At 54.6% G+C, this 22109-nt stretch carries 21 protein-coding genes; 13 read left to right on the top strand and 8 right to left on the bottom strand.

Annotated elements, in window-relative coordinates:
• Positions 1-16: 16 nt before the first annotated feature.
• The 9 genes from lepB (at position 17) to AC5Q5A_RS06475 (ending at position 8119) form a co-directional block, all read left to right on the top strand.
• A complete protein-coding gene (gene lepB, locus AC5Q5A_RS06515) occupies positions 17-763 on the top strand; it encodes a signal peptidase I (RefSeq protein WP_008891145.1) in 747 nt (248 codons plus the stop codon).
• Positions 763-1446 carry a ribonuclease III gene (gene rnc, locus AC5Q5A_RS06510; RefSeq protein WP_008891144.1) on the top strand — a complete coding sequence of 228 codons (684 nt, stop codon included), beginning with the start codon at positions 763-765 and terminating at the stop codon, positions 1444-1446. Before lepB ends, rnc begins: the two co-directional genes overlap by 1 nt.
• Entirely contained in the window at positions 1439-2377 is a 939-nt protein-coding gene (era, locus tag AC5Q5A_RS06505) for a GTPase Era (protein WP_008891143.1), read from the top strand. Before rnc ends, era begins: the two co-directional genes overlap by 8 nt.
• Positions 2378-2426: 49 nt before the next feature.
• The gene (locus AC5Q5A_RS06500) at positions 2427-2657 is read left to right on the top strand and encodes a hypothetical protein (RefSeq protein ID WP_008891142.1); all 231 of its coding nucleotides are present in this window, start codon (positions 2427-2429) and stop codon (positions 2655-2657) included.
• Positions 2657-2824: a hypothetical protein gene (locus AC5Q5A_RS06495; RefSeq protein WP_156518943.1), complete on the top strand. Its 168-nt coding sequence runs from the start codon at positions 2657-2659 to the stop codon at positions 2822-2824. Before AC5Q5A_RS06500 ends, AC5Q5A_RS06495 begins: the two co-directional genes overlap by 1 nt.
• 9 nt (positions 2825-2833) lie before the next feature.
• Positions 2834-3577 (top strand): DNA repair protein RecO, encoded by a 744-nt coding sequence (recO, locus tag AC5Q5A_RS06490; RefSeq protein ID WP_493894728.1) that lies wholly within the window; start codon positions 2834-2836, stop codon positions 3575-3577.
• Positions 3578-3719: 142 nt separating this feature from the next.
• Positions 3720-5963: a DNA topoisomerase IV subunit A gene (parC, locus tag AC5Q5A_RS06485; protein ID WP_008891140.1), complete on the top strand. Its 2244-nt coding sequence runs from the start codon at positions 3720-3722 to the stop codon at positions 5961-5963.
• A 237-nt stretch (positions 5964-6200) separates the two neighbouring features.
• On the top strand, positions 6201-6746 hold the full coding sequence (locus AC5Q5A_RS06480) for a TRAP transporter small permease subunit (protein WP_063089431.1): 546 nt from the start codon (positions 6201-6203) through the stop codon (positions 6744-6746).
• Positions 6746-8119 carry a TRAP transporter large permease gene (locus AC5Q5A_RS06475; RefSeq protein WP_008891138.1) on the top strand — a complete coding sequence of 458 codons (1374 nt, stop codon included), beginning with the start codon at positions 6746-6748 and terminating at the stop codon, positions 8117-8119. Before AC5Q5A_RS06480 ends, AC5Q5A_RS06475 begins: the two co-directional genes overlap by 1 nt.
• 146 nt (positions 8120-8265) lie before the next feature.
• Here the strand turns inward: AC5Q5A_RS06475 and AC5Q5A_RS06470 are convergent, their stop codons facing one another.
• From AC5Q5A_RS06470 to motA, 4 genes are all read right to left on the bottom strand, one after another.
• On the bottom strand, positions 8266-9360 hold the full coding sequence (locus AC5Q5A_RS06470) for a TRAP transporter substrate-binding protein (protein WP_008891137.1): 1095 nt from the start codon (positions 9358-9360) through the stop codon (positions 8266-8268).
• Positions 9361-9544: 184 nt separating this feature from the next.
• Positions 9545-10285: an arginyltransferase gene (locus AC5Q5A_RS06465; protein ID WP_493894727.1), complete on the bottom strand. Its 741-nt coding sequence runs from the start codon at positions 10283-10285 to the stop codon at positions 9545-9547.
• 119 nt (positions 10286-10404) lie between these two features.
• Positions 10405-11379 carry a flagellar motor protein MotB gene (locus AC5Q5A_RS06460; protein WP_064781453.1) on the bottom strand — a complete coding sequence of 325 codons (975 nt, stop codon included), beginning with the start codon at positions 11377-11379 and terminating at the stop codon, positions 10405-10407.
• Between the two features lie 40 nt (positions 11380-11419).
• Entirely contained in the window at positions 11420-12274 is an 855-nt protein-coding gene (motA, locus tag AC5Q5A_RS06455) for a flagellar motor stator protein MotA (RefSeq protein WP_008891134.1), read from the bottom strand.
• 256 nt (positions 12275-12530) lie between these two features.
• Here motA and AC5Q5A_RS06450 point away from each other — a divergent pair, with 256 nt between their 5' ends.
• Complete coding sequence (locus AC5Q5A_RS06450; protein WP_064781452.1) at positions 12531-13013, top strand: flavin reductase family protein; 483 nt, start codon at positions 12531-12533, stop codon at positions 13011-13013.
• Positions 13014-13107: 94 nt separating this feature from the next.
• Here AC5Q5A_RS06450 and AC5Q5A_RS06445 read toward each other — a convergent pair whose 3' ends face one another.
• Together AC5Q5A_RS06445 and AC5Q5A_RS06440 are read right to left on the bottom strand one after the other, a co-directional pair.
• A complete protein-coding gene (locus AC5Q5A_RS06445; protein WP_064781451.1) occupies positions 13108-14328 on the bottom strand; it encodes a threonine ammonia-lyase in 1221 nt (406 codons plus the stop codon).
• A gap of 354 nt (positions 14329-14682) precedes the next feature.
• On the bottom strand, positions 14683-16170 hold the full coding sequence (locus AC5Q5A_RS06440; protein WP_493894726.1) for an aldehyde dehydrogenase family protein: 1488 nt from the start codon (positions 16168-16170) through the stop codon (positions 14683-14685).
• A 238-nt stretch (positions 16171-16408) separates the two neighbouring features.
• On the opposite strand from AC5Q5A_RS06440, the gene AC5Q5A_RS06435 reads away from it, so the two are divergent.
• Both AC5Q5A_RS06435 and AC5Q5A_RS06430 read left to right on the top strand, forming a co-directional pair.
• Positions 16409-17593 carry a type III PLP-dependent enzyme gene (locus AC5Q5A_RS06435; RefSeq protein ID WP_493894725.1) on the top strand — a complete coding sequence of 395 codons (1185 nt, stop codon included), beginning with the start codon at positions 16409-16411 and terminating at the stop codon, positions 17591-17593.
• 158 nt (positions 17594-17751) lie between these two features.
• Entirely contained in the window at positions 17752-19269 is a 1518-nt protein-coding gene (locus AC5Q5A_RS06430; protein ID WP_493894724.1) for a malonate--CoA ligase, read from the top strand.
• A 109-nt stretch (positions 19270-19378) separates the two neighbouring features.
• Here AC5Q5A_RS06430 and AC5Q5A_RS06425 read toward each other — a convergent pair whose 3' ends face one another.
• On the bottom strand, positions 19379-19537 hold the full coding sequence (locus AC5Q5A_RS06425) for a DUF1127 domain-containing protein (protein ID WP_082923501.1): 159 nt from the start codon (positions 19535-19537) through the stop codon (positions 19379-19381).
• A gap of 479 nt (positions 19538-20016) precedes the next feature.
• Between AC5Q5A_RS06425 and AC5Q5A_RS06420 the strand changes: the two genes are divergently transcribed.
• Positions 20017-20988 carry an HAD-IIA family hydrolase gene (locus tag AC5Q5A_RS06420; protein WP_493894723.1) on the top strand — a complete coding sequence of 324 codons (972 nt, stop codon included), beginning with the start codon at positions 20017-20019 and terminating at the stop codon, positions 20986-20988.
• Between the two features lie 75 nt (positions 20989-21063).
• On the opposite strand, the gene hemB is transcribed toward AC5Q5A_RS06420, so the two are convergent.
• Entirely contained in the window at positions 21064-22071 is a 1008-nt protein-coding gene (gene hemB, locus AC5Q5A_RS06415) for a porphobilinogen synthase (protein WP_008891126.1), read from the bottom strand.
• Between the last annotated feature and the right edge of the window lie 38 nt (positions 22072-22109).

Below are 22109 nucleotides of genomic sequence, written 5' to 3'. Positions count from 1 at the left end.
ATTGGTTGAACACGGAATGGAAAAGCTTGTGCATAAGAAGAAAACGGGTGGTTTGCTCGACACCTTGAAGACCGTTTTCTGGGCCATTGTCATTGCACTTATGGTTCGGACCTTTGCTTTCGAACCGTTCAATATTCCGTCTGGCTCGATGATCCCGACCTTGCTGGTGGGGGATTACCTGTTTGTGTCGAAATTCTCTTATGGGTATTCGAAGCACAGCATGCCGTTCAGCCTGCCGATCATTCCGGGCCGTGTATTTGAAAGCGAACCGGAACGTGGCGATGTGGTTGTCTTCAAACTGCCGTCTGATACCTCGCAGGATTACATCAAGCGTGTGATCGGCCTGCCGGGCGATACGGTTCAGGTCAAGGAAGGCCGCCTTTACATCAACAACAAGATGATCGAGCGCGAGCGCATCGAGGATTACATCCTGACCGATGGTGGCGGGCGATCAGCCGCAGTGCCGCAATATATCGAAACCCTGCCAAATGGTCGTGTGCATCGCATTCTTGAGATGTTTGGCGATCAGGGACCCAGCGACAACACCGAAGCCTTCACCGTTCCCGAAGGTCATTTCTTCATGATGGGTGATAACCGCGACAATTCGGCAGACAGCCGTGCGTTCCCGTCGCGCTTCCGGTTTGTTCCGATTGAAAACCTGGTCGGTCGCGCAGAATTCCTGTTCTATTCCAAGGACAGCTCCCAACCGGTTTATGACCTTGGCAGCATCCGCTTTGATCGCCTGTTCCAGGGGGTTAACTGATGAGCGACGGCCTGCCGGTGATCGCCGAGATTGATCACGGTTTTTCCGATCCCGACCTTTTGCGTGTGGCGCTGACCCATCGCAGTGCCGCCAAGGGCAAGGATATGCTAAGCGGCGGCAACGAGCGCCTTGAGTTTCTTGGCGACCGTGTGCTGGGTCTTGTCGTGGCGGAGATGCTCTATACCCGGTTCGGTCGTGAGCGCGAAGGGGCCATGGCCAAACGGTTTGTCGCACTGGTGCGCCGCGAGACTTTGGCGCGCGTGGCAGAACAGATCAAACTGGGTGAACATATCCAGATGGCCAAGGGTGAACGCGCAGCAGGGGCGGATACCAATCCGGCGATTTTATCTGATTGCATGGAGGCGGTGATTGCCGCACTCTATCTTGATGGTGGTCTTGAACCGGCACGGCGTTTTATTGAAAAGCTGTGGACGCCGCTTTTGGATGAAGCCAACAAGCCGCCGCAGGATGCCAAGACGCAATTGCAGGAATGGCTGCAAGGGCGGGGCAAGCCGTTACCGAAATACGAGATGGTCGGCCGTGAAGGCCCGGCCCACGCGCCGTTATTTACCATCGAACTGACGACCGGCGACGGTGATAGTGTCAGTGCCGAAGGCAAATCGAAACGCGAGGCGGAACAACTCGCCGCAAAATTGATGTTGGATAAACTTAGTGATGAATGAGGTTCCCACACCGGTGGCCGAAGACAGATTACCTTATCAGCAACGTTGTGGCTTTGTGGCCCTCGTTGGTGCGCCGAATGCCGGCAAATCGACACTTTTGAACCAGTTGGTTGGTACGAAAGTGTCCATCGTCTCGCCGAAGGTCCAGACGACACGAACGCGCGTGCGCGGTATCGTCATGACCGAAGACGCGCAGATTGTTTTCATTGATACGCCGGGCATCTTTGCACCCAAACGCCGTCTTGACCGCGCGATGGTCAAGGCAGCCTGGAATGGGGCAGATGACGCAGACCTTGTTGTTCTGGTGATTGATGCCGGAAGCGGCATCACGGACGAAGACCTGGCCATCATCAAGACGCTTAAGGAACAGAACCGCAAGGCAATCCTGGCGTTGAACAAGGTCGACAAGGTATCGGACAAGGAAAAGCTTCTGCGTCTGTCGCAAGACCTGTTTGCCCATGAAGTCTTTACCGATGTCTTCATGATTTCGGCCAAAAAGGGTGCGGGTACGCAGGATCTGGTGAATTTCCTTGCCGCCAAGATGCCCGATGGCCCGTGGATGTTCCCGGAAGACGATGTTTCGGATATGCCGCTGCGACTGCTTGCGGCCGAAATTACCCGTGAAAAGCTTTATTACCAGCTTCAGCAGGAGCTTCCTTATTCGGCAACGGTCGAGACCGAGCTTTGGGAAGAGCGCAAGGATGGATCGGTCAAGCTTGAGCAGACCATTTTTGTCGAGCGTGAAGGCCAGAAGGCGATCATCCTTGGCAAGGGTGGTAAACGTATCAAGGCGCTTGGCAGTGACGCCCGCAAGGAACTTGAAGCCATTTTCGAACGCCGGGTACATTTGTTCCTGTTTGTGAAGGTGCGTGAAAACTGGGGCGATGATCCCAACCGCTTTGCCATGTGGGGTCTTGATCACAACGCCTGATCGCGTTGTTTTGTCCCATGCTGCGTGACCACAAATTGCCGGGTAAGTAATGGAAATCGGATCCGTCTGGGGAATTGTCATGATCATTGTTGGCGCTGCTGCCGCAATGATTGTTGCGCGTGTCGCCAGACGTCCGTTCCGCAACCGCAATTCCAGTGCGTCTGTGCAACGTGAAAAATCGTTCCTGCACAAACCGCTTAACCTGATTGCACTTCTGATTGCGATCGCCGTCTTTGTGCTGGGCCTGTTCTGGCGCATGACGGGTGGAGGCCCGACCTAATGCGTAATGACTCATCTGATCCGCTTTCTGATGCCATCGAAGAAATCCCGAACCGCCCGATCCTGCGCAAGGTTGTGTTCGGTTTGGCGTTGTTCAGTTTGGCGTCCTGCCTGCTCGGGTTCTTTTTCCTTGTCACCCGCCTCATTGTACCCAGCGGATTTTTCTAAGGTACGCGGATGGATTGGCGGGATGACGGTATCGTTCTTTCGACACGCAAGCTGGGTGAAAATTCAGTCCGTCTTTCTGTCCTGACCCGTGATTATGGCCGCCATGCGGGGCTGGTGCGGGGTGCTACCAGCAAATCCATGCGTGGCACCCTTGAGCCCGGCAATGAAATCCGGGTGGGGTGGTCTGCCCGGTTGGCCGAACATCTTGGGCAATTTCGCTGTGAATTGACCGGCGCGCATGCCGCAGACCTTTTGTTGCATGCTGGCCCCTTGATGGCGATGAGTTCGGCCTGTGCGATGCTTGATGCGACGCTTCCGGAACGCGAAGCCCATCCGGATCTGTATCGTGGGACCGTCGCGCTGATGTCGGCCCTTAAGTCCGAGCAATGGTTGCCTGCCTATATCCGTTGGGAAGTCGGGTTACTGGAAGAGCTCGGTTACGGCTTGGCGTTGGATCGATGTGCCGCAACCAACGAGACCGAAAACCTTGCCTTTGTGTCGCCCAAAAGCGGCCGTGCTGTTGGCGAGGCATCAGGGCAGGCGTATCGTGACCGGATGTTGCCGTTGCCGGCCTTTCTTGCTTCTGGTCGGGCGTCTCAATCGTGCAAGGAAATGTCTTTATCAGAACAATTGCGCGATGGTCTGAAACTGACCGGTTTTTTCATTCACCGCGATATTTTCGTGGCAAAAGGTATCAAACCTGTTGCTGCGCGGGACCGTCTTGTCAGCCATGTCTGGCGCACGGATATCTGAGCAGAAAAATAAATTCGGCAATTTGCGCGCCATATGTTGACCAAGACCATGCCCGGCGTAGTATGTTGCCAATAACGTAAGGTGTTCGGGTCCGAACGCACTTGCACATGTCCATTTTGACAAGCAACAAGAAAAATCGTTCATGAGCACCAAGACTTCCGATCCGGCAAGTGCCGGACAAATCCGGGAAACCCGGCTTGCAGACGCGCTGAGCGAACGATATCTCGCCTATGCGATGTCGACAATCATGTCGCGTTCTCTGCCTGATGTGCGTGATGGCCTCAAGCCAGTGCATCGTCGTCTTCTTTACGCCATGCGTCAGCTTAAACTGAACCCGGAACAGGGGTTCAAGAAATGTGCGCGTGTTGTCGGTGACGTGATCGGTAAATATCACCCGCATGGTGATCAGTCGGTCTATGACGCGCTGGTACGTCTGGCACAGGATTTTGCGGTTCGTTATCCGCTTGTTGATGGTCAGGGCAACTTCGGCAACATTGACGGCGATAACGCGGCGGCAATGCGTTACACCGAGGCCCGCATGACAGCGGTTGCCGCTGCGTTGATGGATGGCCTTGACGAAGATGCCGTTGATTTTCGCCCGACCTATGACGGCGAGGAAAAAGAACCGGTTGTGATGCCGGCTGCTTTCCCGAACCTTTTGGCCAATGGGGCGTCGGGCATTGCCGTGGGTATGGCGACCAACATTCCGCCGCATAATGCCGGCGAGCTTTGCACGGCCCTGATCAAACTGATTGATGATCCGGAAACCTCGATTGCGCAGCTTGTGCGTTGTGTGCCGGGTCCGGATTTCCCGACCGGTGGTGTTCTGGTCGAGCCGCGTGAGAACATTCTCGAAGCCTATGCGACCGGGCGTGGATCATTCCGCCTGCGTGCGAAATGGGAAGTCGAGAAGCTTAGCCACGGTCTTTATCAGGTCGTGATTACCGAAATTCCCTATCAGGTTCAGAAAGCCAAGTTGGTTGAACGGATCGCCGATCTGATGGTGGCAAAGAAATTGCCGCTTCTGAACGATGTGCGTGATGAGTCGACCGATATCATTCGTCTGGTTCTGGAGCCGCGCACCCGCGCGGTTGAACCGGAACACCTGATGGAAATGCTGTTCAAGAATACCGAACTGGAAATCAGGTTCGGCTTGAATATGAACGTTCTGGACGGCGACAACACGCCACGTGTGATGAACTTGCGCGAAGTTCTGCGCGCATTCCTAGCACATCGTCAGGATGTTCTGATCCGCCGTTCCAACCATCGTTTGGCCAAGATCAATCACCGTCTTGAGGTGTTAGAAGGCTATCTTGTTGCCTATCTGAACCTTGATGAAGTGATCCGGATCATCCGTTATGAGGATGAGCCGAAAAACGCCCTGATGAAGGCGTTTGACCTGACCGAAGTGCAGGCCGATGCGATCCTTAACATGCGTCTGCGGTCGTTGCGCAAGCTCGAAGAGATGGAAATCAAGAACGAGCATGCCAAACTGACCGAGGAAAAGCAGGGTCTTGAGGCTCTGCTGGCCAGCGAGAGCCTGCGTTGGGAGAAAATCCGCGACGAGATCGAGGTGATGCGTGAAAACTTTGGCAAGAAGACTGCCATTGGCAAGCGCCGCACCGAGATTGGCGATGCACCGGAAGAAATCGAAGTTCCGCTGGAAGCATTGATCGAACGTGAACCGATTACGGTGATCTGTTCGAAAATGGGCTGGGTGCGTGCGCTTAAGGGCCACGTTGCCGATATCAGCGACCTGAAGTTCAAGGATGGTGACGAGCATCGCTTTGCGCTGAAGGCATTTACCACCGACAAGCTTCTGATCCTGTCGACGGCCGGGCGTTGTTACACCATGTCGTGTGACAAACTGCCGGGCGGGCGTGGTCATGGGGAACCGATCCGTCTGTCCATCGATCTGCCGCAGGAACATGACATTGTTTCGATGGTGGTGCACAAGGAGGGCCGTAACCTTCTCGTGGCAAGTTCCGGTGGACGCGGCTTCCTGGTGGCCGAGAAAGAAGTGGTTGCGCAGACCAAAAACGGCAAACAGGTGCTTAACCTTGGAACTGGTGAAGTTGCCAAGATCTTCCTGCCGGTTGAGCAAGACCATGTTGCCGTTCTGGGGGATAACCGCAAATTGCTGATTTATCCGGTTTCGGAAATTCCAGAGATGACGCGTGGCCGCGGTGTGATCCTGCAGAAATACCGTCAGGGCGGGCTTTCGGACCTTATCCTGTTTAACCTTGAAGAAGGTCTCAGCTGGACCATGGGCGGCAGCGAAGGTCGTACCCGGACTGTGACCGAGCTGGCCGAATGGATTGGCAAACGTGCCGGGGCAGGGCGCCTGCCGCCAAATGGCTTCCCGCGGTCCAACAAGTTTGAATAACGGGTGTTAAAACGCCTTGATAAAAGCCGGGTGGTGCCAAGCCATCCGGCTTTTTCTTTGCCTGAATGACGAAAATTGATGCACTGCCTGTGATTTGTTGCATTTCCCGGCAGAAATGGCCGAAATTCGGTGCAAAAGATATAGCGTTTTCGGTGGTTAATCTGTAACTTCCCAACCTGTTTAACAGGAAGCCCGCAATTTTCCTGTGAGATTCAAAAAAGGGCTTGGGAGTGAAAAGTGAAGTTTCTGGGAAATTTCGTCCGCGCCGTCGACAGTCTTAATGACTGGATCGGACGCGGAGTAGCCTGGCTGGTGATCCCCATGGTGGTGATCACATTTTTGGTGGCAACGTTGCGTTATGGCTTTGCGGTCGGCTGGGTGTCGATGCAGGAAAGCTATATGTGGCTTTACGGCATCATGTTCATGGTCGGCGCGGGTTACACGCTGCTGCATGGGGGGCATGTGCGTGTTGACGTTTTCTATCGTCCGGCATCTGCGCGCTACAAGGCATGGGTAGACCTTTTTGGTTCCCTGTTCCTGCTTGCGCCAGTGGTTATCATGATCCTGATGTACAGCTATCCTTACGTTGTCACGAGCTGGCACCGTCTGGAAGGATCGCATGAAACCGGCGGGCTTCCGGGACTGTTCCTTTATAAGTCTGTGATTTTGGTCTTTGGTGTCCTGATGCTGCTGCAGGGGCTGTCTTTGGCAGCGCGCAGTGTTCTGGTCCTGACCGGTCACAAAGAGTTTGAAATCAAAGAAGAAGAGCACGAGGGCGTCTGATGACGGGGGAAATTCTTAGCCTGGTGATGTTCGCCGTAGCTTGCGGCGTGCTTCTTCTTGGTTTTCCGGTTGCTTTCTCACTTGCGGGCACCGGTCTTGCTTTTGCGCTTATTGGCAACGCCATGGGCACATTCGATATGCCGCTTCTGGGCTCTTTGCCGTCACGCTATTTCGGCGTGATGACCAACGAGCTTTATGTTGCGATCCCGTTGTTCGTGTTCATGGGCGTGATGCTTGAACGCGCACGGATCGCCGAGAAGCTTCTGACCACCATGGGCATGCTGTTTGGCACCATGCGTGGCGGCCTTGGTATTTCGGTCGTGATCGTCGGCATGTTGCTGGCGGCATCCACCGGTATTGTCGGTGCGACGGTTGTGACCATGGGCTTGCTCAGCCTGCCGGCGATGCAAAAAGCCGGTTATGATCCGAAACTGTCGACCGGTGTGATCTGTGCATCGGGTACGCTGGGTCAGATCATTCCGCCGTCGATCGTTCTGGTTCTGCTGGGTGATATCCTGCAGGGCGCCTATGCCGAAGCGCAGCGTGCGCTGGGCAACTGGGCACCGGAACCGATTTCGGTGATGGATCTGTTTGCCGGTGCCTTCATTCCGGGAATTATGCTGGTTGGGCTTTATATCGGCTGGATCATCATCAAATCCCTGATTGATCCGGAATCAGCACCCGCACTGGTCGAGGGCAAACGCCCGGCAGGCCTTTGGGGTGAAGTACTGCGTGCATTGCTGCCGCCGGCATTGCTGATCGTGGCGGTTCTGGGCTCCATCCTGACCGGGATTGCAACGCCGACGGAATCCGCGGCATTCGGCTCGGTCGGTGCGACCATTCTGGCTGCGTTCTATCGCCGTCTTGATATGCCTGTGCTGCGCCATGTGGTGCGCCAGACGGTTCAGGTCAGCGCGATGGTGTTTGTCATCCTTCTGGGTGCGTCGGTGTTCTCGCTGGTGTTCCGTGGTCTGGGTGGCGATCATCTGGTTGAAGAACTGCTGCACAACCTTCCGGGTGGTGTGTTCAGTGCGATGCTGGTCGTGATGTTGCTTATGTTCGTCATGGGCTTCTTCCTCGACTTCATCGAGATCGTGTTCGTTGTGATCCCGATTGTCGGCCCGATCCTGCTTAAGCTTGATGTCGATCCGGTCTGGCTGGGTGTGATGATTGCGATCAACCTTCAGACCAGCTTCCTGACACCGCCATTCGGCTTTGCGCTGTTCTATCTGCGCGGTGTGGCCCCGGCGGCGATCAAGACGTGGGATATCTATCGCGGGATTGTACCGTTCGTGGTTATTCAGATGCTTGGCCTGTGCCTTGTGGCTGCCTTCCCGTGGTTGGCAACCTGGCTTCCGAGCGTTCTGTTCTAAGAACGACGGCGACATATCATCAAAGAAAAAGGCACCCGTATGGGTGCCTTTTTTGTATCAGTGGCCGGCTCTGATAAGTTTGGAGCATGCCAAATAAAAAGGGCTGGCAAATGCCAGCCCTTTGTCGTTTTCCGAATTCGGAGAACTTAGTATTTGAACGGCAGAACACGTGCCTGTGCGAATGCCGCTTCCGAGAATTTCGACCATGCGATCGACTGGGTACGGAAGGCGATAAGGCTTTCGAAGACTTCCTGCGACAGCGGGTTCGACGAAACCAGATCACGTAGAACTTCGCCCGACAGTTTGCCAAGGCCGGTCAGAATGTCGTCAGAGAACGGACGAACATCAACGCCGTGCTTGTTACGCAGGGTGTCGAGTGCCTGAACGTTACGCGCGGTGAATTCCGACAGAACCATCTGGTTCACAGCACGGTTTGCCTGCTCGACAATGGCTTTCAGATCATCCGGGAGTGCATTCCATGCATCCAGGTTGATGAAGTTGTCGAGAACGGTCGCCGGCTCGTGCCAGCCCGGATAGTAGTAGTATTTGGCCGATTTATAGAGACCAAATGCCAAGTCGTTGTACGGACCAACCCATTCGGTTGCGTCAATCGCGCCCGACTGAAGTGCCGGCGGAATTTCGCCACCCGGAAGGTTCACAACGTTGGCACCAGCTGCTTTGACAACTTCGCCACCAAGGCCCGGAATACGCATTTTCAGACCTTTATAGTCGTCAATGGTATTCATTTCCTTGTTGAACCAACCGCCCATCTGGGTGCCGGTGTTGCCCGACGGGAAGAACTTACAGTTCAGTTCCGCATAGACCTTATCGGCCAGCTCTTGACCGCCACCCCACTGGAACCACGCATTCTGTTCCTGTGCGTTCAGACCGAACGGCATTGCTGCGATATACTGGGTCGCGTCGACTTTGCCTTTCCAGTAGTAAGGCGCGCCGTGGCCCATTTCGACGGTGCCGTTGCCAACAGCGTCGATGGCTTCGAATGCCGGAACAATTTCACCTGCGCCAAAAACGGTAACTTTCAGGCGACCTTCGGATGCCTTGGTGATGTATTCAGCAAGAAGGTTTGCGCCGGTGCCAAGGCCCGGAAAGTTTTTCGGCCAGGTGGTGACCATCCGCCATTCGCGGACGTCCTGGGCAATTGCCGGTTTGGCGAAAGTTGACGCGGCAGCAGCAGTCGCACCTGCTACGGCAGCGCCGGAAAGAAATTGGCGACGTTTCATTGGTTACAACCTCCCAAAGATGCAAGCTCATGATTTATCTGTAAAAGCTGGATGATCAGCTTTGAGACGAAGCTTATATGCGTCTTTACGGGCAGGCAACCGAGGATCGAGTTGTTGTATGGTACTTTAGTCTAATTGGGGAAAGTGGTTCGCGCAATTGGTGCAGAACGCGAACTTTTACAGCTTAGTCCGCGTCGCTATCGGCGTCTTCCATCGAGATCCACTGACCGTCGCGGAAGCCTTCAAGGGGCTGGAAGCGCATCTTATAGGACATCTTGCGGCAATCGCCGATCCAGTAGCCGAGATAGACATGCGGAAGGGAGAGCATTCTGGCTTCGTCGATCAGATCAAGCACGATGTAAGTTCCCAGTCCGCGGCGGTCTTCTTCGGGGTCAAAGAAGCTGTAAACAGCAGACAGTCCATCAGCCAGAATATCAACCAGCGCCACAGCAATCAGGCTGTCATCATCCCGGCGATACTCGAAGATCGAGGTTTCCACAGTGCTGTCTTCGATCATTGCGCGGTAATCACGGGCATCCATGCGCGCCATGTCACCATTGCCATGCCGGGCATCCTGATAGGTGCTAAACAGCTGATATTGTTCTTGGGTCGCGGACGGTGGCATTACCTTGCGGACAAGATCGTTGTTTCTGTTCTTGATGCGGCGGAAGGACCGGCTGGGTTCGAACCCGTCGCAGCGGACGCGAACCGGAACACAGGCATTGCAATCACTGCAGGCCGGCAGATAGGCGATGGAGTGGCTGCGGCGAAAGCCTGCACGCGACAAAAGATCATGGACGTTGTTGGCTTCGGGCCCGCGCAATTCCGTGACCAGTTTACGTTCGAACCGGCCGGGCAGGTATGGGCACGGCATCGGTGCAGTCATAAAATAGTGCTGGGTCAAGCGCCGCTGATTAACTGTCATTTGATCCGATCAGTCCCGGTCACATCAAAGAGAACTATTCTATGAGATTAGGTGTTGTTTATGACAGTTTAAAGGCCTGACGGTCAAAAGGGCACCGATTTCTGTTGCCAGATTTCAAATCACCGTTGTGACGGAACCGAGAAGGTCGGGCGGCGCTGGTTTTCACCCTGTGCCGGTTGTTGGGCAGGCGATGGTGCCGGGCCAGCGGGTGCTGCACCTGTCGGTGCAGTTTGTCCGTTTTGGCCAGCTTCGCCGGTGCCTTCAAGCGCGGAACGTTCGCCAGTACCACGCAGCAAGGTGATGCTGATGCGGCGGTTGCTTTCATTTTCCGGTGCCTCGGGCAGGAGCGGGTCGGTATCCGACAGACCGGCAACCTTGGCAAAGCGTCCGGTTTCAAGCCCCATGTCTTCAAGCGCACGACGTGTGGCCAGCGCACGATCAGCTGACAGTTCCCAGTTGGAATATCCGTCCGTGCGGTTGAACGGCACGGCATCGGTATGGCCTTCGATCGAGACATCCTGTGGCATGTTTTCAATCACGCCTGCGACCTGTTGCAGCAGAAGGCGGGTATGATCGGCCATGGCGGCACTGCCACTCGGGAACATGGCGGTGCCGTCTTCGTCAAGGATCTGGATGCGAAGCCCTTCATCGGTGTTTTCGATGCGGATGTTCTTTTCAAGGCCCTGAAGTTCCTCGTTGGCTTCGATTGCCTTAAGGAGTTCTTCCTGTGCCTCGTTGAATTCCTGTTCTTCCATCTGGGCCACACGGATGGCTTCGCGTTCTTCCGGTGTTTCGACCGGCGGGATTTCCATGCTGATGGATGGCGATCCGAATTCGGAACGCAGCGCACCTTCTTCGGCCAGGCTGGTGCCGCCCAGTAATCCACCAGAACCCGATTCATTTTGCGAGATGGTTTCGGGCGTGAAATACATCGACACGCCTTGCAGCTGTTCCTCGGTCGCGCTTGAAAGCAGCCACAGCAACAGGAAGAATGCCATCATCGCCGTCACAAAGTCGGCATAGGCAACTTTCCAGGCACCACCATGATGCCCGTGCCCACCTTTTTTGATCTTTTTTATGACGATATCGGGCATTTGCTGCGTTGTCCTCTAAACCAGATCTTTTATCGCAAAATCAAGCCGTGGGCGCGTCTTGCAGCGCTTCGTCAAGCTCTTTGAAGCTGGGTCGAAGATTATGCGGGAGGGTTTTACGGGCGAACTCCACCGAGACCTGCGGGGCATATCCCTGCATGTGACCAACCAAGGCTGCTTTGATGCAGCTGTAATATTTGCCGTCTGCGTCCACGGTGTTTTTGATGATCGATGCGGTCGGGCCTACAAAGCCATACGCACCGAGAATACCAAGGAAGGTACCGACAAGGGCCGCCGCAATCAGGCCACCAAGAATTTCAGGCGGTTCTGTCACCGAGCTCATGGTAACGATAACGCCAAGAACAGCCGCAACAATGCCAAGCGCCGGAAGGCCGTCACCAGCCGTTTGCACGGCGGACGCAACTGCGTGTTCTTCTTCGTGATGGGTTTCAAGTTCCTGATCCATCACGGCTTCGAGTTCATAGGCGTTTGTCGTGCCAAGGGTAAGCAAGCGCAGATAGTCGCACATGAATTCCATCGCATGATGATCTTTCATCAGCATCGGGAAATTGGAAAACAGACTGGAGCTTTCCGGGTTTTCAACGTGGCTTTCAAGCGCAAGATCGCCTTTGGATTTCGCAAGGCGGAAAATCGCATAAAGGCAGATCAGAAGTTCCAGATAGGCGGCCTTTTTCTTTGGGCCTTTCATGGCGCGAATGGTGTAGGTGAAGGATTTCTTCACGATGCCAAGCGGGTTGGCAGTCAAATAGGCACCAAACGCAGCCCCGAAAATGATCAGAACTTCAAGCGGTTGTACAAGAATGCCAAAGTCGCCATGCGGCAGATAGCCACCCAAGACAGAGCCGACTACGACGATATAACCAATGATCAAGAACATTCTTTTTTCTTCTCCGCTACCCCAAGCCAGATACCTGAACGATCAACCCCGAGTTCATCGAAACATCTGCCTTCTGCGGCAGTGCAGAACGTGTTTCTGATATCTATATGCTCTTATTAAGTTTTAATCTTATTAACATCGCGTTTAAATTAGCTGCGAGTTAGGTTTGACAGCGCGGTGAATAGACGCCATTTTCCCCAAGCTCCATTCGGGACGCGTCACCCATCCATATTGGTATACGAGAGCTTCCTTCAATATGTCTTTCTCTGCGCGCGATTTTCGCGATTGCCTTGGTCAATTCACAACCGGTGTTGCCGTTGTAACCACCCGCGCCCAAGATGGTGCAAAAGCGGGCATTACCATCAACAGCTTTGCCTCGGTGTCGCTTGATCCAGCGCTGGTATTGTTTTCGGTTGATCACCGTGCGGCGACTCATGCGCTGTTCACGGGGGATGCCAAACGGTTTTGCATCAATATCCTGAGCCAGAGCCAAAAGCAGGTGTCCGAGCTGTTTTCGGCCCCCGGGCAGGATGGTTGGGACAAGGTCGCATATGAAGATGACAGCCTTGGCATGCCGCGCCTTAAAGGCAGTGTTGCAGCCCTTACCTGCGAACGTCACGCCCTGCATGAAGGCGGTGATCACAGCATCATTGTTGGTCACGTTCAGGAACTGGTGATGGGCGAAACCGGTGCGCCGTTGCTGTATTATGGTGGGCGGTATCGCACGCTTGGTGACTGATTTTGTTGTTTGCGATGTGATGTATTTCACATAAGAAAAGGGCCGTGGTGAAACACCAACGGCCCTTTGTTGTTTTTAGATGCAGGGGGCAGCCCTAGTCGAGGGACGTGTTGCCAAGCAGTCGGCCACCGAATCCTTCCTTGATCAAGCGGTCGATCACCTGTTGCCCGTGCTGGGTGTCGCGCACTTCAAGCACCATGTCGACATCGGTCTGTTTTGCCGGGACGTCATAGAAGTGGCGCTGGTGATAGACTTCAATGATGTTGGCATCTTCTTCGCCGATCAAGGCACTGATCGTTGAAAGTGCGCCCGGCACATCCGGGATTTCGATCCGGACACGAACAAGGCGGCCTTCACGGGCCATGCCGCGCATCAGAACTTGGGCCAGCAGGCGGGTATCAATGTTGCCGCCGCTGATAATCAGGCAGACTTTCTTACCCTTGAAGCGATCCGGGTGATCGAGCAGGGCGGCGAGTGGGGCCGCACCGGCACCTTCGACAACGCTTTTCTCGATCTCGATCATCATCTGGATGGAGCGTTCGATCGAGCTTTCTTCAACCAGAACGACGTCATCGAGCTTTTCCTTACAGATTTCAAGCGTCAGGCCGCCGGGCTGTTTGACAGCGATGCCTTCGGCAATGGTGACGCCACCGCCGGTGAATTCCTTGCCGTGTATGCCTTCATACATGGACGGGTAAAGCTTGGTCTCAACCCCGATCACTTCAATGTCGGGGCGGCGCGACTTGATCGCGGTGACAACGCCGGATGCCAAGCCACCGCCGCCAATCGGTACGACAACCGTATCGATGTCTTTGTTTTCATCAAGGATCTCGAGCCCGACGGTGCCTTGGCCTGCGATGATATGCGGATCATCAAACGGATGGACGAAGGTCAGACCGCGTTCTTGCTGGATGCGGCCCGCGGCCTCAAGGCTTTCGGCAAACACGTTGCCGGTCAGAACGACTTCGGCACCGTGCGAACGCGTATGATGAACCTTGGTGTAGGGGGTGTTTTTGGGCATCACGATGGTGGCCGGAATGCCAAGTCGTTTGGCGTTATAGGCAACGCCCTGCGCGTGGTTGCCAGCCGATACGGCGATAACACCTTTTTCGCGTTCTTCCGGAGTCAGGCTTGCCAGTTTGACATAGGCGCCACGTTCCTTGAACGACGCGGTATATTGCTGATTTTCAAGTTTCAGATAAACATCTGCCTGGCAAATGTTTGATAGCGTTAGGGATTTCACCAGTGGTGTTTTCGCAACAATGCCTTCGAGCAAGCCCGAGGCGCGAACAATATCGTGATAGGAAACAGTCATGATTTCCGTACTCCTGCGGCCATCCGCACTCTGATGCGATGGCTATAGTAATATTTTATGGCGTGAATAGCGGTATTAAACCGGTCCTGTCATCCGCAGATGACAGGGATCACATTCGCAGGTCGGAAATACCCATAATCATGGCGATCACACCGGCACGAAGAGGCGGGCAAGAGTGTGATGCGAGGATGTCAGTAGCTGCAGACATAGCCATGTACTTTCCGGGTTTCGATGTGTTTGAGAAACGCACCTTTGCGGATTGCGCGCGCAAGGTCAAGCATCGGAAAAGAAAAACCGGGTTGCGTCACGTGCAACCCGGTTTCTTGTGGTCAATCGTTTCAAGCGACAGACAGGTTATTCCATGTTCAGGATAATCGTCTTCTTGTAAGTGAAGTGTTCGAGCATGCTTTCAAGCGATGCTTCCTTGCCCAGACCGGAAAGCTTGATGCCGCCATAAGACAGGTTCGGCTGGACAACAAGGTTCTGGTTGACCTGAACAAAGCCCGCTTCGAGGCGCTTGGTAGCAACAAGTGCGGTTTTAAGGTCCGTCGTCCAGACGGTCGCAGCCAGACCGAAGTCGCTGTCATTGGCAAGTTCAAGGGCCTCTTCAAAGGTTTTGAACTTGAACACACAGGCGACAGGACCAAAGATTTCTTCACGGGCAATCCGCGCATTCGGATCGACATTGGTGAAGATCACAGGACGGACAAACAGGCCATCGGAAAGGGCGCTTTCGGTGGGAAGGGCGCTTAGTTCGTTCTTGGTTGCGCCTTCCTTTTCGCCGACTTCGATATAGCCACAAACCTTGTCGAACTGTTTGCGGTTGATGATCGTGCCGATGTCGGTTTCTTCATCCAGCGGATCACCCATTTTAAGGGTGTTGACCTTATCAATCAGGCGTTTGACGAATTCATCATGCAGGCTTTCATGCACCAGCATGCGTGACGCCGCCGTGCAGCTTTGACCCTGACGGGTAAAACGCATGCCGCCAATCGCACCGGCAATCGCCTTATCAAGGTCGGCATCACCCATGACGATCATCGGGGATTTGCCACCCAGTTCAAGGGTGACCGGAATGAGTTTTTCGGCAGCGGCGCGATACACCGTGCGGCCGGTTTCAACCGATCCGGTGAAGGAAACCTTTTTGACATCCTTGTGTTCGACCAGCGGGCCACCGCAAGACGGACCAAAGCCCGACAGGATGTTAAAGACGCCAGCCGGGAGAACTTCCTGCATGATCTGACACACGCGCAGAACCGCAAGCGGGGTGTCTTCGGCGGATTTGACGACGACTGCGTTACCCGCAACCAGCGCCGGGGCGACCTTGATCGCCATCAGCATCATCGGAACGTTCCACGGAATGATCGCACCGACGACGCCAACGGCCTCACGCGTGGTCAGGGTCATCATGTTCGGGTTGAACGGAACCGTTTCACCTTTAAGCTCTGACGCAAGTCCGCCGAAAAAGACGAACATGTCGGCCAGAACCGATGCCTCGACCCGGCTTTCGGTGCGAAGGGCCTTGCCCGATTCAAGGGCGACCAGACGTCCCAATTCCTCGGCATGGGACATCAGGATGCGGCCGCATTCGGCCAACAGTTTGCCGCGTTCACGCGCCGGGCGTTCGGCCCAATCTTTCTGGGCGGCCTTGGCGGCTGCAACCGCAATCGCGACATCGTCGGCGTCACCGTCGGCAGCCTGACCGATGACCTTGCCCGTGGCAGGATTAAGAACATCAAAGGTCTTGCCGTTTTTCGGGGCGACAAGTTTACCGTTGATCAGATGATAACCGGACAGCTCCTTGGCCAGAACGGATGGATCAAGGATCGGATCGATGGGCATTTCAGGCTCCCTGTGGGTTGGCGTGCATCTGCGGTAAACCGCGCGGGGCGCACGATATTGGTTATTTGGTATTGGTTTACCAAATTATCGACAGGGCGATGCAATATCAAGCGCAATTAGTACCCTAATCGGTGTGGTGCACATGCAAGTCGCATGACAGGCGGCAAGAGGGCTGTTACCCTAACTCAAAGGCCAGCCCGGCGGCGGTACGTGTCTGGGCGCCTGATATTGGTAAACGATGGAGTATATTGTGCCACGTCATTTCGATACGACGTTCGATGTTGTTAAGGAACTCAAGCCTTCCTATCCGGTGTATTGCCTTAGACCCAATATTCTTCGAGAAACAGCGCAGCGCTTTGTCGAAATGTTCCCGGGAGACGTCTTGTATGCGGTGAAATGCAATCCGCATCCGGAGGTCATGCGATATCTTCACGAAGGCGGGGTGCGTCATTTTGACACGGCGTCGCCAGAGGAAATCTCGATCGTGCGGCGGCAATTCCCGGGGATGAAGGCCTATTTCATGCATCCGGTCAAAAGCCGGGATGCCATCCGCAATGCCTATCGGGTGTTCGGGATTGAACACTATGTGATTGATACCGCCGAAGAGCTTGAGAAAATCCGCGAGGAAACCGAGGGCGACACGAACCTGATGATCCATGTGCGTCTTGCAACCCCGCCAGCCGGTGCGACCTATAACCTGTCAGCCAAGTTTGGTGCGCGTCCGATGGTGGCGGCCGAGCTTTTGAAGAAGGTTGATGAATATGGTTACCATGCGGGTCTGTGTTTCCATGTCGGGTCGCAATGCACGACACCGACCGGGTATCGGATCGCGGTCGAACTTATCCGTCAGGTCGTTGATTTTTCCGGTGTGAAGGTCAAGCATATCGACGTTGGTGGCGGTTTCCCCGGCCAGTATATGAACCAACGTGGTGCCAGCCTTGAAGAGTTCATGGACGAGATCAAGGACTGTATCCGCTGGCTTGATATGCCCGACACGACCTATATGTGCGAACCGGGCAGGGCGCTGGTATCGAGCGGTATTTCCCTGATCACGCAGGTGCATCTGCGCAAGGAAGACACGTTGTTTATCAATGACGGTGTTTACGGCAGCCTGTCGGAAACCGTGACCGGGCAATTGCGTTATCCGGTGCGTCCGCTGCGCATTGAGGGTGATTTCGATCCGGAAGAAACGCTGGAATTCACCATCTACGGGCCGACCTGCGACAATATGGATGTCTTGCCTGCGACCGTGACCTTGCCTGCCGATATCCGCGAAGGCGACTGGATCGAGTTTGGTCACATCGGGGCATATAGCAATGCGCTGGCCACCCATTTCAACGGTTTCCATCCCGAGGTGCAGGTGACGGTCAGTGAGGCGTTTCCGTATATTGACGGGGAGTTCCCGTCGGTTGCGCTGGACTAGCATCACAAGGCCAACACAGTCTGATTGACAGACAAAATCGATCATTGCGGTAAAAAGGTACTTGTTTACCTATAATGGTTGGTTGCACTATGCTGCCCGCAGAAAAGACCGGCAGGGGAAACCTGCCGGTCATAACGAATTCTCGGGGAAGCAGTACAGTGACCAACAGCCTTTTTATGCGCATCCGTGACCGGTTTCCGGCCGATCTGTCTTCAGTTCTGATTGAGACGCCTGATGGCAAGACTTATAGTTACGGCGATGCGGACACAGCATCGGCACGCATTGCCGGTCTTCTGACGTCGCTGGGCGCGAAAAAGGGCGACAGGGTTGCCGTTCAGGTCGATAAATCCCCCGAGGCACTGTTTCTTTATCTTGGCTGCATTCGTGCGGGCCTTGTTTATTTGCCGCTGAATACCGCGTATCAGGCGGGCGAGCTTGCCTATTTCATGGATAACGCGTCGCCGGTGATTTTCGTCTGCCAACCCCATCGCGAAGATGAGGTCAAGGCCATCGCGGACGAGCAGGGCGTTGCGCATGTTTTGACACTGGGCATGCAGTCTGAGGGCAGCCTTATGGACGGGGCGGTATCGCAATCATCGGACTTCCCCCCGGTTGCCTGTGAAGATGACGAGCTGGCAGCCATTCTTTATACGTCGGGCACAACGGGCAAGCCCAAGGGTGCGATGATGACCCAGATGAATCTGTGGTCGAACGCATCAACGCTTGAAAAGCTTTGGGGCTTTAAGGCCGACGATACCCTGCTTCATGCCTTGCCAATCTTCCATACCCACGGGCTTTTCATTGCGTGCCATTGTGTGATGCTGTCGGGATCGAAGATGTTCTTCCTACCGAAGTTTGATCGTGACCAGGTGATGGCGCTTTTGCCGCGCAGTTCGGTGATGATGGGCGTTCCGACATTTTATGTGCGTCTGTTGTCGGGCGATGATTTCACCAAGGATGTCACCGCAAACATGCGTCTGTTCATTTCCGGGTCCGCACCGCTTCTGCCAGAGACTTTTACCGCATTCAAGGAGCGCACGGGCAAGGCGTTGCTTGAGCGTTACGGTATGACCGAAATGGGTATGGCAACATCCAACCCGCTGGATGGCGAGCGCATTGTTCACACGGTTGGCCCGGCATTGCCCGATGTCGAGGTGCGGGTTTGCAATGAGGATGGCAATGTTCTGGGCGTCGATGAGATCGGCGTTCTTGAAGCGCGCGGACCGAACGTATTTGTCGGTTATTGGCAGATGCCCGAAAAAACTGCCGAGGAATTCCGCAAAGACGGGTTCTTTATCACCGGTGATATCGCCAAGATCGACGCCAAGGGCTATGTCCATATTGTCGGGCGCGCCAAGGATCTGGTCATTTCCGGCGGGTTTAACGTTTATCCCAAGGAAATCGAAACCCTGATCGACAAGATGGAAGGCGTTGTTGAAAGTGCCGTGATTGGCGTTCAACATCCCGACTTTGGTGAGGCGGTTGTGGCCGTGATCGTGCCGGAAGAAAAAGGCAGCTTAAGCGAAGAGGGCGTGATTGCCGCGATTAAATCCGAGCTTGCCAACTTCAAGGTGCCCAAGCGCGTGTTCTTTGTCGATGAACTGCCACGTAATGCGATGGGCAAGGTGCAGAAGAATATCCTGCGTGAAGAGCACAAGGCCCTTTTTGCCAACTAAGGCGAAGCAGGCAAAGCGGATTTTTTCGCGGCCATCCCAAAATCCGGACAAAGAAAAACCCCGACAGATGCTCTGTCGGGGTCTTCCTCATGGACGCTACGGTCGTGGCTTAGCGACCGAAAGCAACACGGTGTGCTACATCGTCGATCATGTCGCGGTTCAGACCGATGTCTGCCAGTTCGCGCGTATCAAGCTTACGCAGCGCATTCTGGGTCTGGTACTGAACGCGCAGAGCGCGAAGGAAAGCAAAAATCTTGGTTACGATCATTTCATCACCTATTTCAAACCGGCCGATTATTCGGCGTCTGTTCAGTTAACCGGCATGTTCTCACCGAGATATTCCGCACAGGAATAGTTAGCTGGTTTGACGTGTCGGTTTGCATGGGATGTATCGAATGATCAACTGCTTGGTGGCGCATTCATCAGTCGATACGTCCTATTCATTTCGTGAAGGCAATCTAAGGGTGATTGCGGATATAATCCAATGCGTTTTTTGCATGTCTGCGGATTGAAAAGCGCAGAAATCCCTGAAATCTCTCGTTAACTGTTCTAAACTGGATGGCTGATGCAGATTTGATGCTTTTTATTGCCATGCGTGTGGCGCATGGGTAATGAAGTTGCGTGATGTGTTCTGGTTGATTATCCGCGTTTGTGGTGTTGCGAATAATTTTGGGTGTAATTAACGCGCTAATCGGTTTGAATACGCCAGAATTTTAATAACGTGCCGTTCGTGTGGGAGAAATGACGATGAGTGCCAATCGGTTGCAACTGGATTTTGCGCAGGCCCTGGAGGCCTATTTGCGCTATGCACCGCGTCTGCCACAGGTCGCACCCGATGCCGTGCCCAAAGCAACCGATTATGTCGACAACCTTCTGGCGATTGCCGATCAGTTTGATCTGATCGTGTTTGATGCCTTTGGTGTGCTAAATAGCGGACAAAGTGCCATTCCCGGTGCGGTCAAGACGGTCGCAACCCTTCAGGAAATGGGCAAGAAGATTGCGGTTGTCACCAATGATGCCTCAAGCTCGGGCGAGGCCATTCTGGCGCGTCATCGCAAACGCGGCTTTGATTTTGACAACAACAGCCTGATCAGCAGCCAGCAGTTCGTCGCCCCGCTGATGGGCGAATATGCCGATATCACTCATTGGGGGGCAATGGCGCCGACCGACTGGCCGTTTGATATTCTGCCCGGTCTGGTCGAGCCGCTTGGCAGTGATCCTGCGCTTTACGATGCGGTTGGTGGCTTCCTGTTGATTGATTCTGATAGTTGGACCGATACCCAGCAAGCCCTTCTGGAGCAGAGCCTTAAGGATAATCCGCGGCCGGTTCTGGTGGGTAATCCCGATATCTGTGCACCGATGGGTGATTTCCTTTCGGTTGAGTCGGGGTACTTCGCGCATCTGGCGGGTGATGCATCCGGTGTCATGCCGCAATGTGTTGGCAAACCGTATCACCATGTGTTCGAAGAAGTCCTGAAACGCCATCCCGGTGTGGATCGCAGCCGTGTGCTGATGGTTGGCGATACGGTGCATACCGATGTGCTGGGTGGGTTGGCGTCAGGCATCAAAACCCTTTTGGTCCATCAGGGCGGGTTCCTTGATGGACAGGATATCGAAGGCGTGTTTGCCCGATCCGGCCTGCGTCCGCATTTCTGTGCGCGGGCGATTGGCCATGGCATTGAAGATGATGCGGATGGCATTGCGACAAAGTCCGCATGATTTGATACTCGCTTCACAAAGCAAAAGGGCCTCGATTGAGGCCCTTTTTTATTGCTTGCCGTGGCGGCGCAGAAATCAGCCTTCCAGTGCCTCGGCGACTTCAATCGCGCTATAGGTCAGAACACCGGATGCCCCGGCACGCTTGAAGCAGGACAGGGTTTCAATCGCACAGCCGATATAATCAAGCCAGCCATTCTGACCGGCTGCACGCATCATCGCGTATTCGCCAGATACTTGATAGGCAAAGACTGGCACGCCGAATTCCTGTTTGACGCGATAAAGCACATCAAGATAGGGCAGGCCCGGTTTGACGATGACCGAGTCTGCACCTTCATCAAGGTCATAGGCGACTTCGCGCATGGCCTCATCGCTGTTGGCCGGATCCAGCTGATAGGTTTTCTTGTCAGCCTTGCCAAGTGCGCTGGCCGAGCCGATCGCATCACGGAACGGACCATAAAAGGCGGATGCGTATTTGGCTGAATAGGCCATGATCTGAACGTTTTTGAGGTTTGCTTCCTCAAGGATCTTGCGGATTGCACCGATGCGGCCATCCATCATGTCCGACGGTGCAACCACATCACAGCCTGCCTGCGCCTGCACAAGCGCCTGACGGACAAGGGCCTCGGTCGTTTCGTCATTTAGGATCTGACCATCGACAACAATGCCGTCCTGTCCGTCGGCATTAAATGGATCAAGTGCGACATCGGTGATGACACCAAGATTGGGGCAGGCATCCTTGATCGCCTTTACCGCGCGGCACACGACGTTGTCGGGGTTATAGGCTTCGCGGGCGTCCTTGGTTTTCAGGCTGGCATCGATATAGGGGAACAGGGCAAGAGCCGGTATGCCAAGCTTTTCTGCATGTTTGGCGGTTTCGACCAAAATATCGACCGACTGGCGTTCAACGCCGGGCATGGACGGGATCGGGGTGCGTTCGTTTTTGCCGTCAATGACAAAGACAGGCAGGATCAGATCATGGGAGGTCAACCGCGTTTCCGCGACCATGCGGCGCGACCAGTCGGTCATTCGGTTGCGGCGCTGCCGGGTGCTGGGGAAGGTGCCATAGGCGAATTTGTTGACCATGATCTGTTCTCTATAATGTGAGGCTGGGCAATTTATGG

This window comes from Thalassospira sp. CA1 (assembly GCF_059052855.1).
The sequence above is the reverse complement of the archived record's forward strand: the minus strand, read 5'-3'. Positions and strand labels throughout refer to the sequence as shown.

Coding starts and splice junctions, on each gene's coding strand:
- lepB (WP_008891145.1), top strand. CDS start 17: ATGGAAAAGCTTGTGCATAAGAAGAAAACGGGTGGTTTGCTCGACACC.
- rnc (WP_008891144.1), top strand. CDS start 763: ATGAGCGACGGCCTGCCGGTGATCGCCGAGATTGATCACGGTTTTTCC.
- era (WP_008891143.1), top strand. CDS start 1,439: ATGAATGAGGTTCCCACACCGGTGGCCGAAGACAGATTACCTTATCAG.
- AC5Q5A_RS06500 (WP_008891142.1), top strand. CDS start 2,427: ATGGAAATCGGATCCGTCTGGGGAATTGTCATGATCATTGTTGGCGCT.
- AC5Q5A_RS06495 (WP_156518943.1), top strand. CDS start 2,657: ATGCGTAATGACTCATCTGATCCGCTTTCTGATGCCATCGAAGAAATC.
- recO (WP_493894728.1), top strand. CDS start 2,834: ATGGATTGGCGGGATGACGGTATCGTTCTTTCGACACGCAAGCTGGGT.
- parC (WP_008891140.1), top strand. CDS start 3,720: ATGAGCACCAAGACTTCCGATCCGGCAAGTGCCGGACAAATCCGGGAA.
- AC5Q5A_RS06475 (WP_008891138.1), top strand. CDS start 6,746: ATGACGGGGGAAATTCTTAGCCTGGTGATGTTCGCCGTAGCTTGCGGC.
- AC5Q5A_RS06470 (WP_008891137.1), bottom strand. CDS start 9,360: ATGAAACGTCGCCAATTTCTTTCCGGCGCTGCCGTAGCAGGTGCGACT.
- AC5Q5A_RS06465 (WP_493894727.1), bottom strand. CDS start 10,285: ATGACAGTTAATCAGCGGCGCTTGACCCAGCACTATTTTATGACTGCA.
- AC5Q5A_RS06460 (WP_064781453.1), bottom strand. CDS start 11,379: ATGCCCGATATCGTCATAAAAAAGATCAAAAAAGGTGGGCACGGGCAT.
- motA (WP_008891134.1), bottom strand. CDS start 12,274: ATGTTCTTGATCATTGGTTATATCGTCGTAGTCGGCTCTGTCTTGGGT.
- AC5Q5A_RS06450 (WP_064781452.1), top strand. CDS start 12,531: ATGTCTTTCTCTGCGCGCGATTTTCGCGATTGCCTTGGTCAATTCACA.
- AC5Q5A_RS06445 (WP_064781451.1), bottom strand. CDS start 14,328: ATGACTGTTTCCTATCACGATATTGTTCGCGCCTCGGGCTTGCTCGAA.
- AC5Q5A_RS06440 (WP_493894726.1), bottom strand. CDS start 16,170: ATGCCCATCGATCCGATCCTTGATCCATCCGTTCTGGCCAAGGAGCTG.
- AC5Q5A_RS06435 (WP_493894725.1), top strand. CDS start 16,409: ATGGAGTATATTGTGCCACGTCATTTCGATACGACGTTCGATGTTGTT.
- AC5Q5A_RS06425 (WP_082923501.1), bottom strand. CDS start 19,537: ATGATCGTAACCAAGATTTTTGCTTTCCTTCGCGCTCTGCGCGTTCAG.
- AC5Q5A_RS06420 (WP_493894723.1), top strand. CDS start 20,017: ATGAGTGCCAATCGGTTGCAACTGGATTTTGCGCAGGCCCTGGAGGCC.
- hemB (WP_008891126.1), bottom strand. CDS start 22,071: ATGGTCAACAAATTCGCCTATGGCACCTTCCCCAGCACCCGGCAGCGC.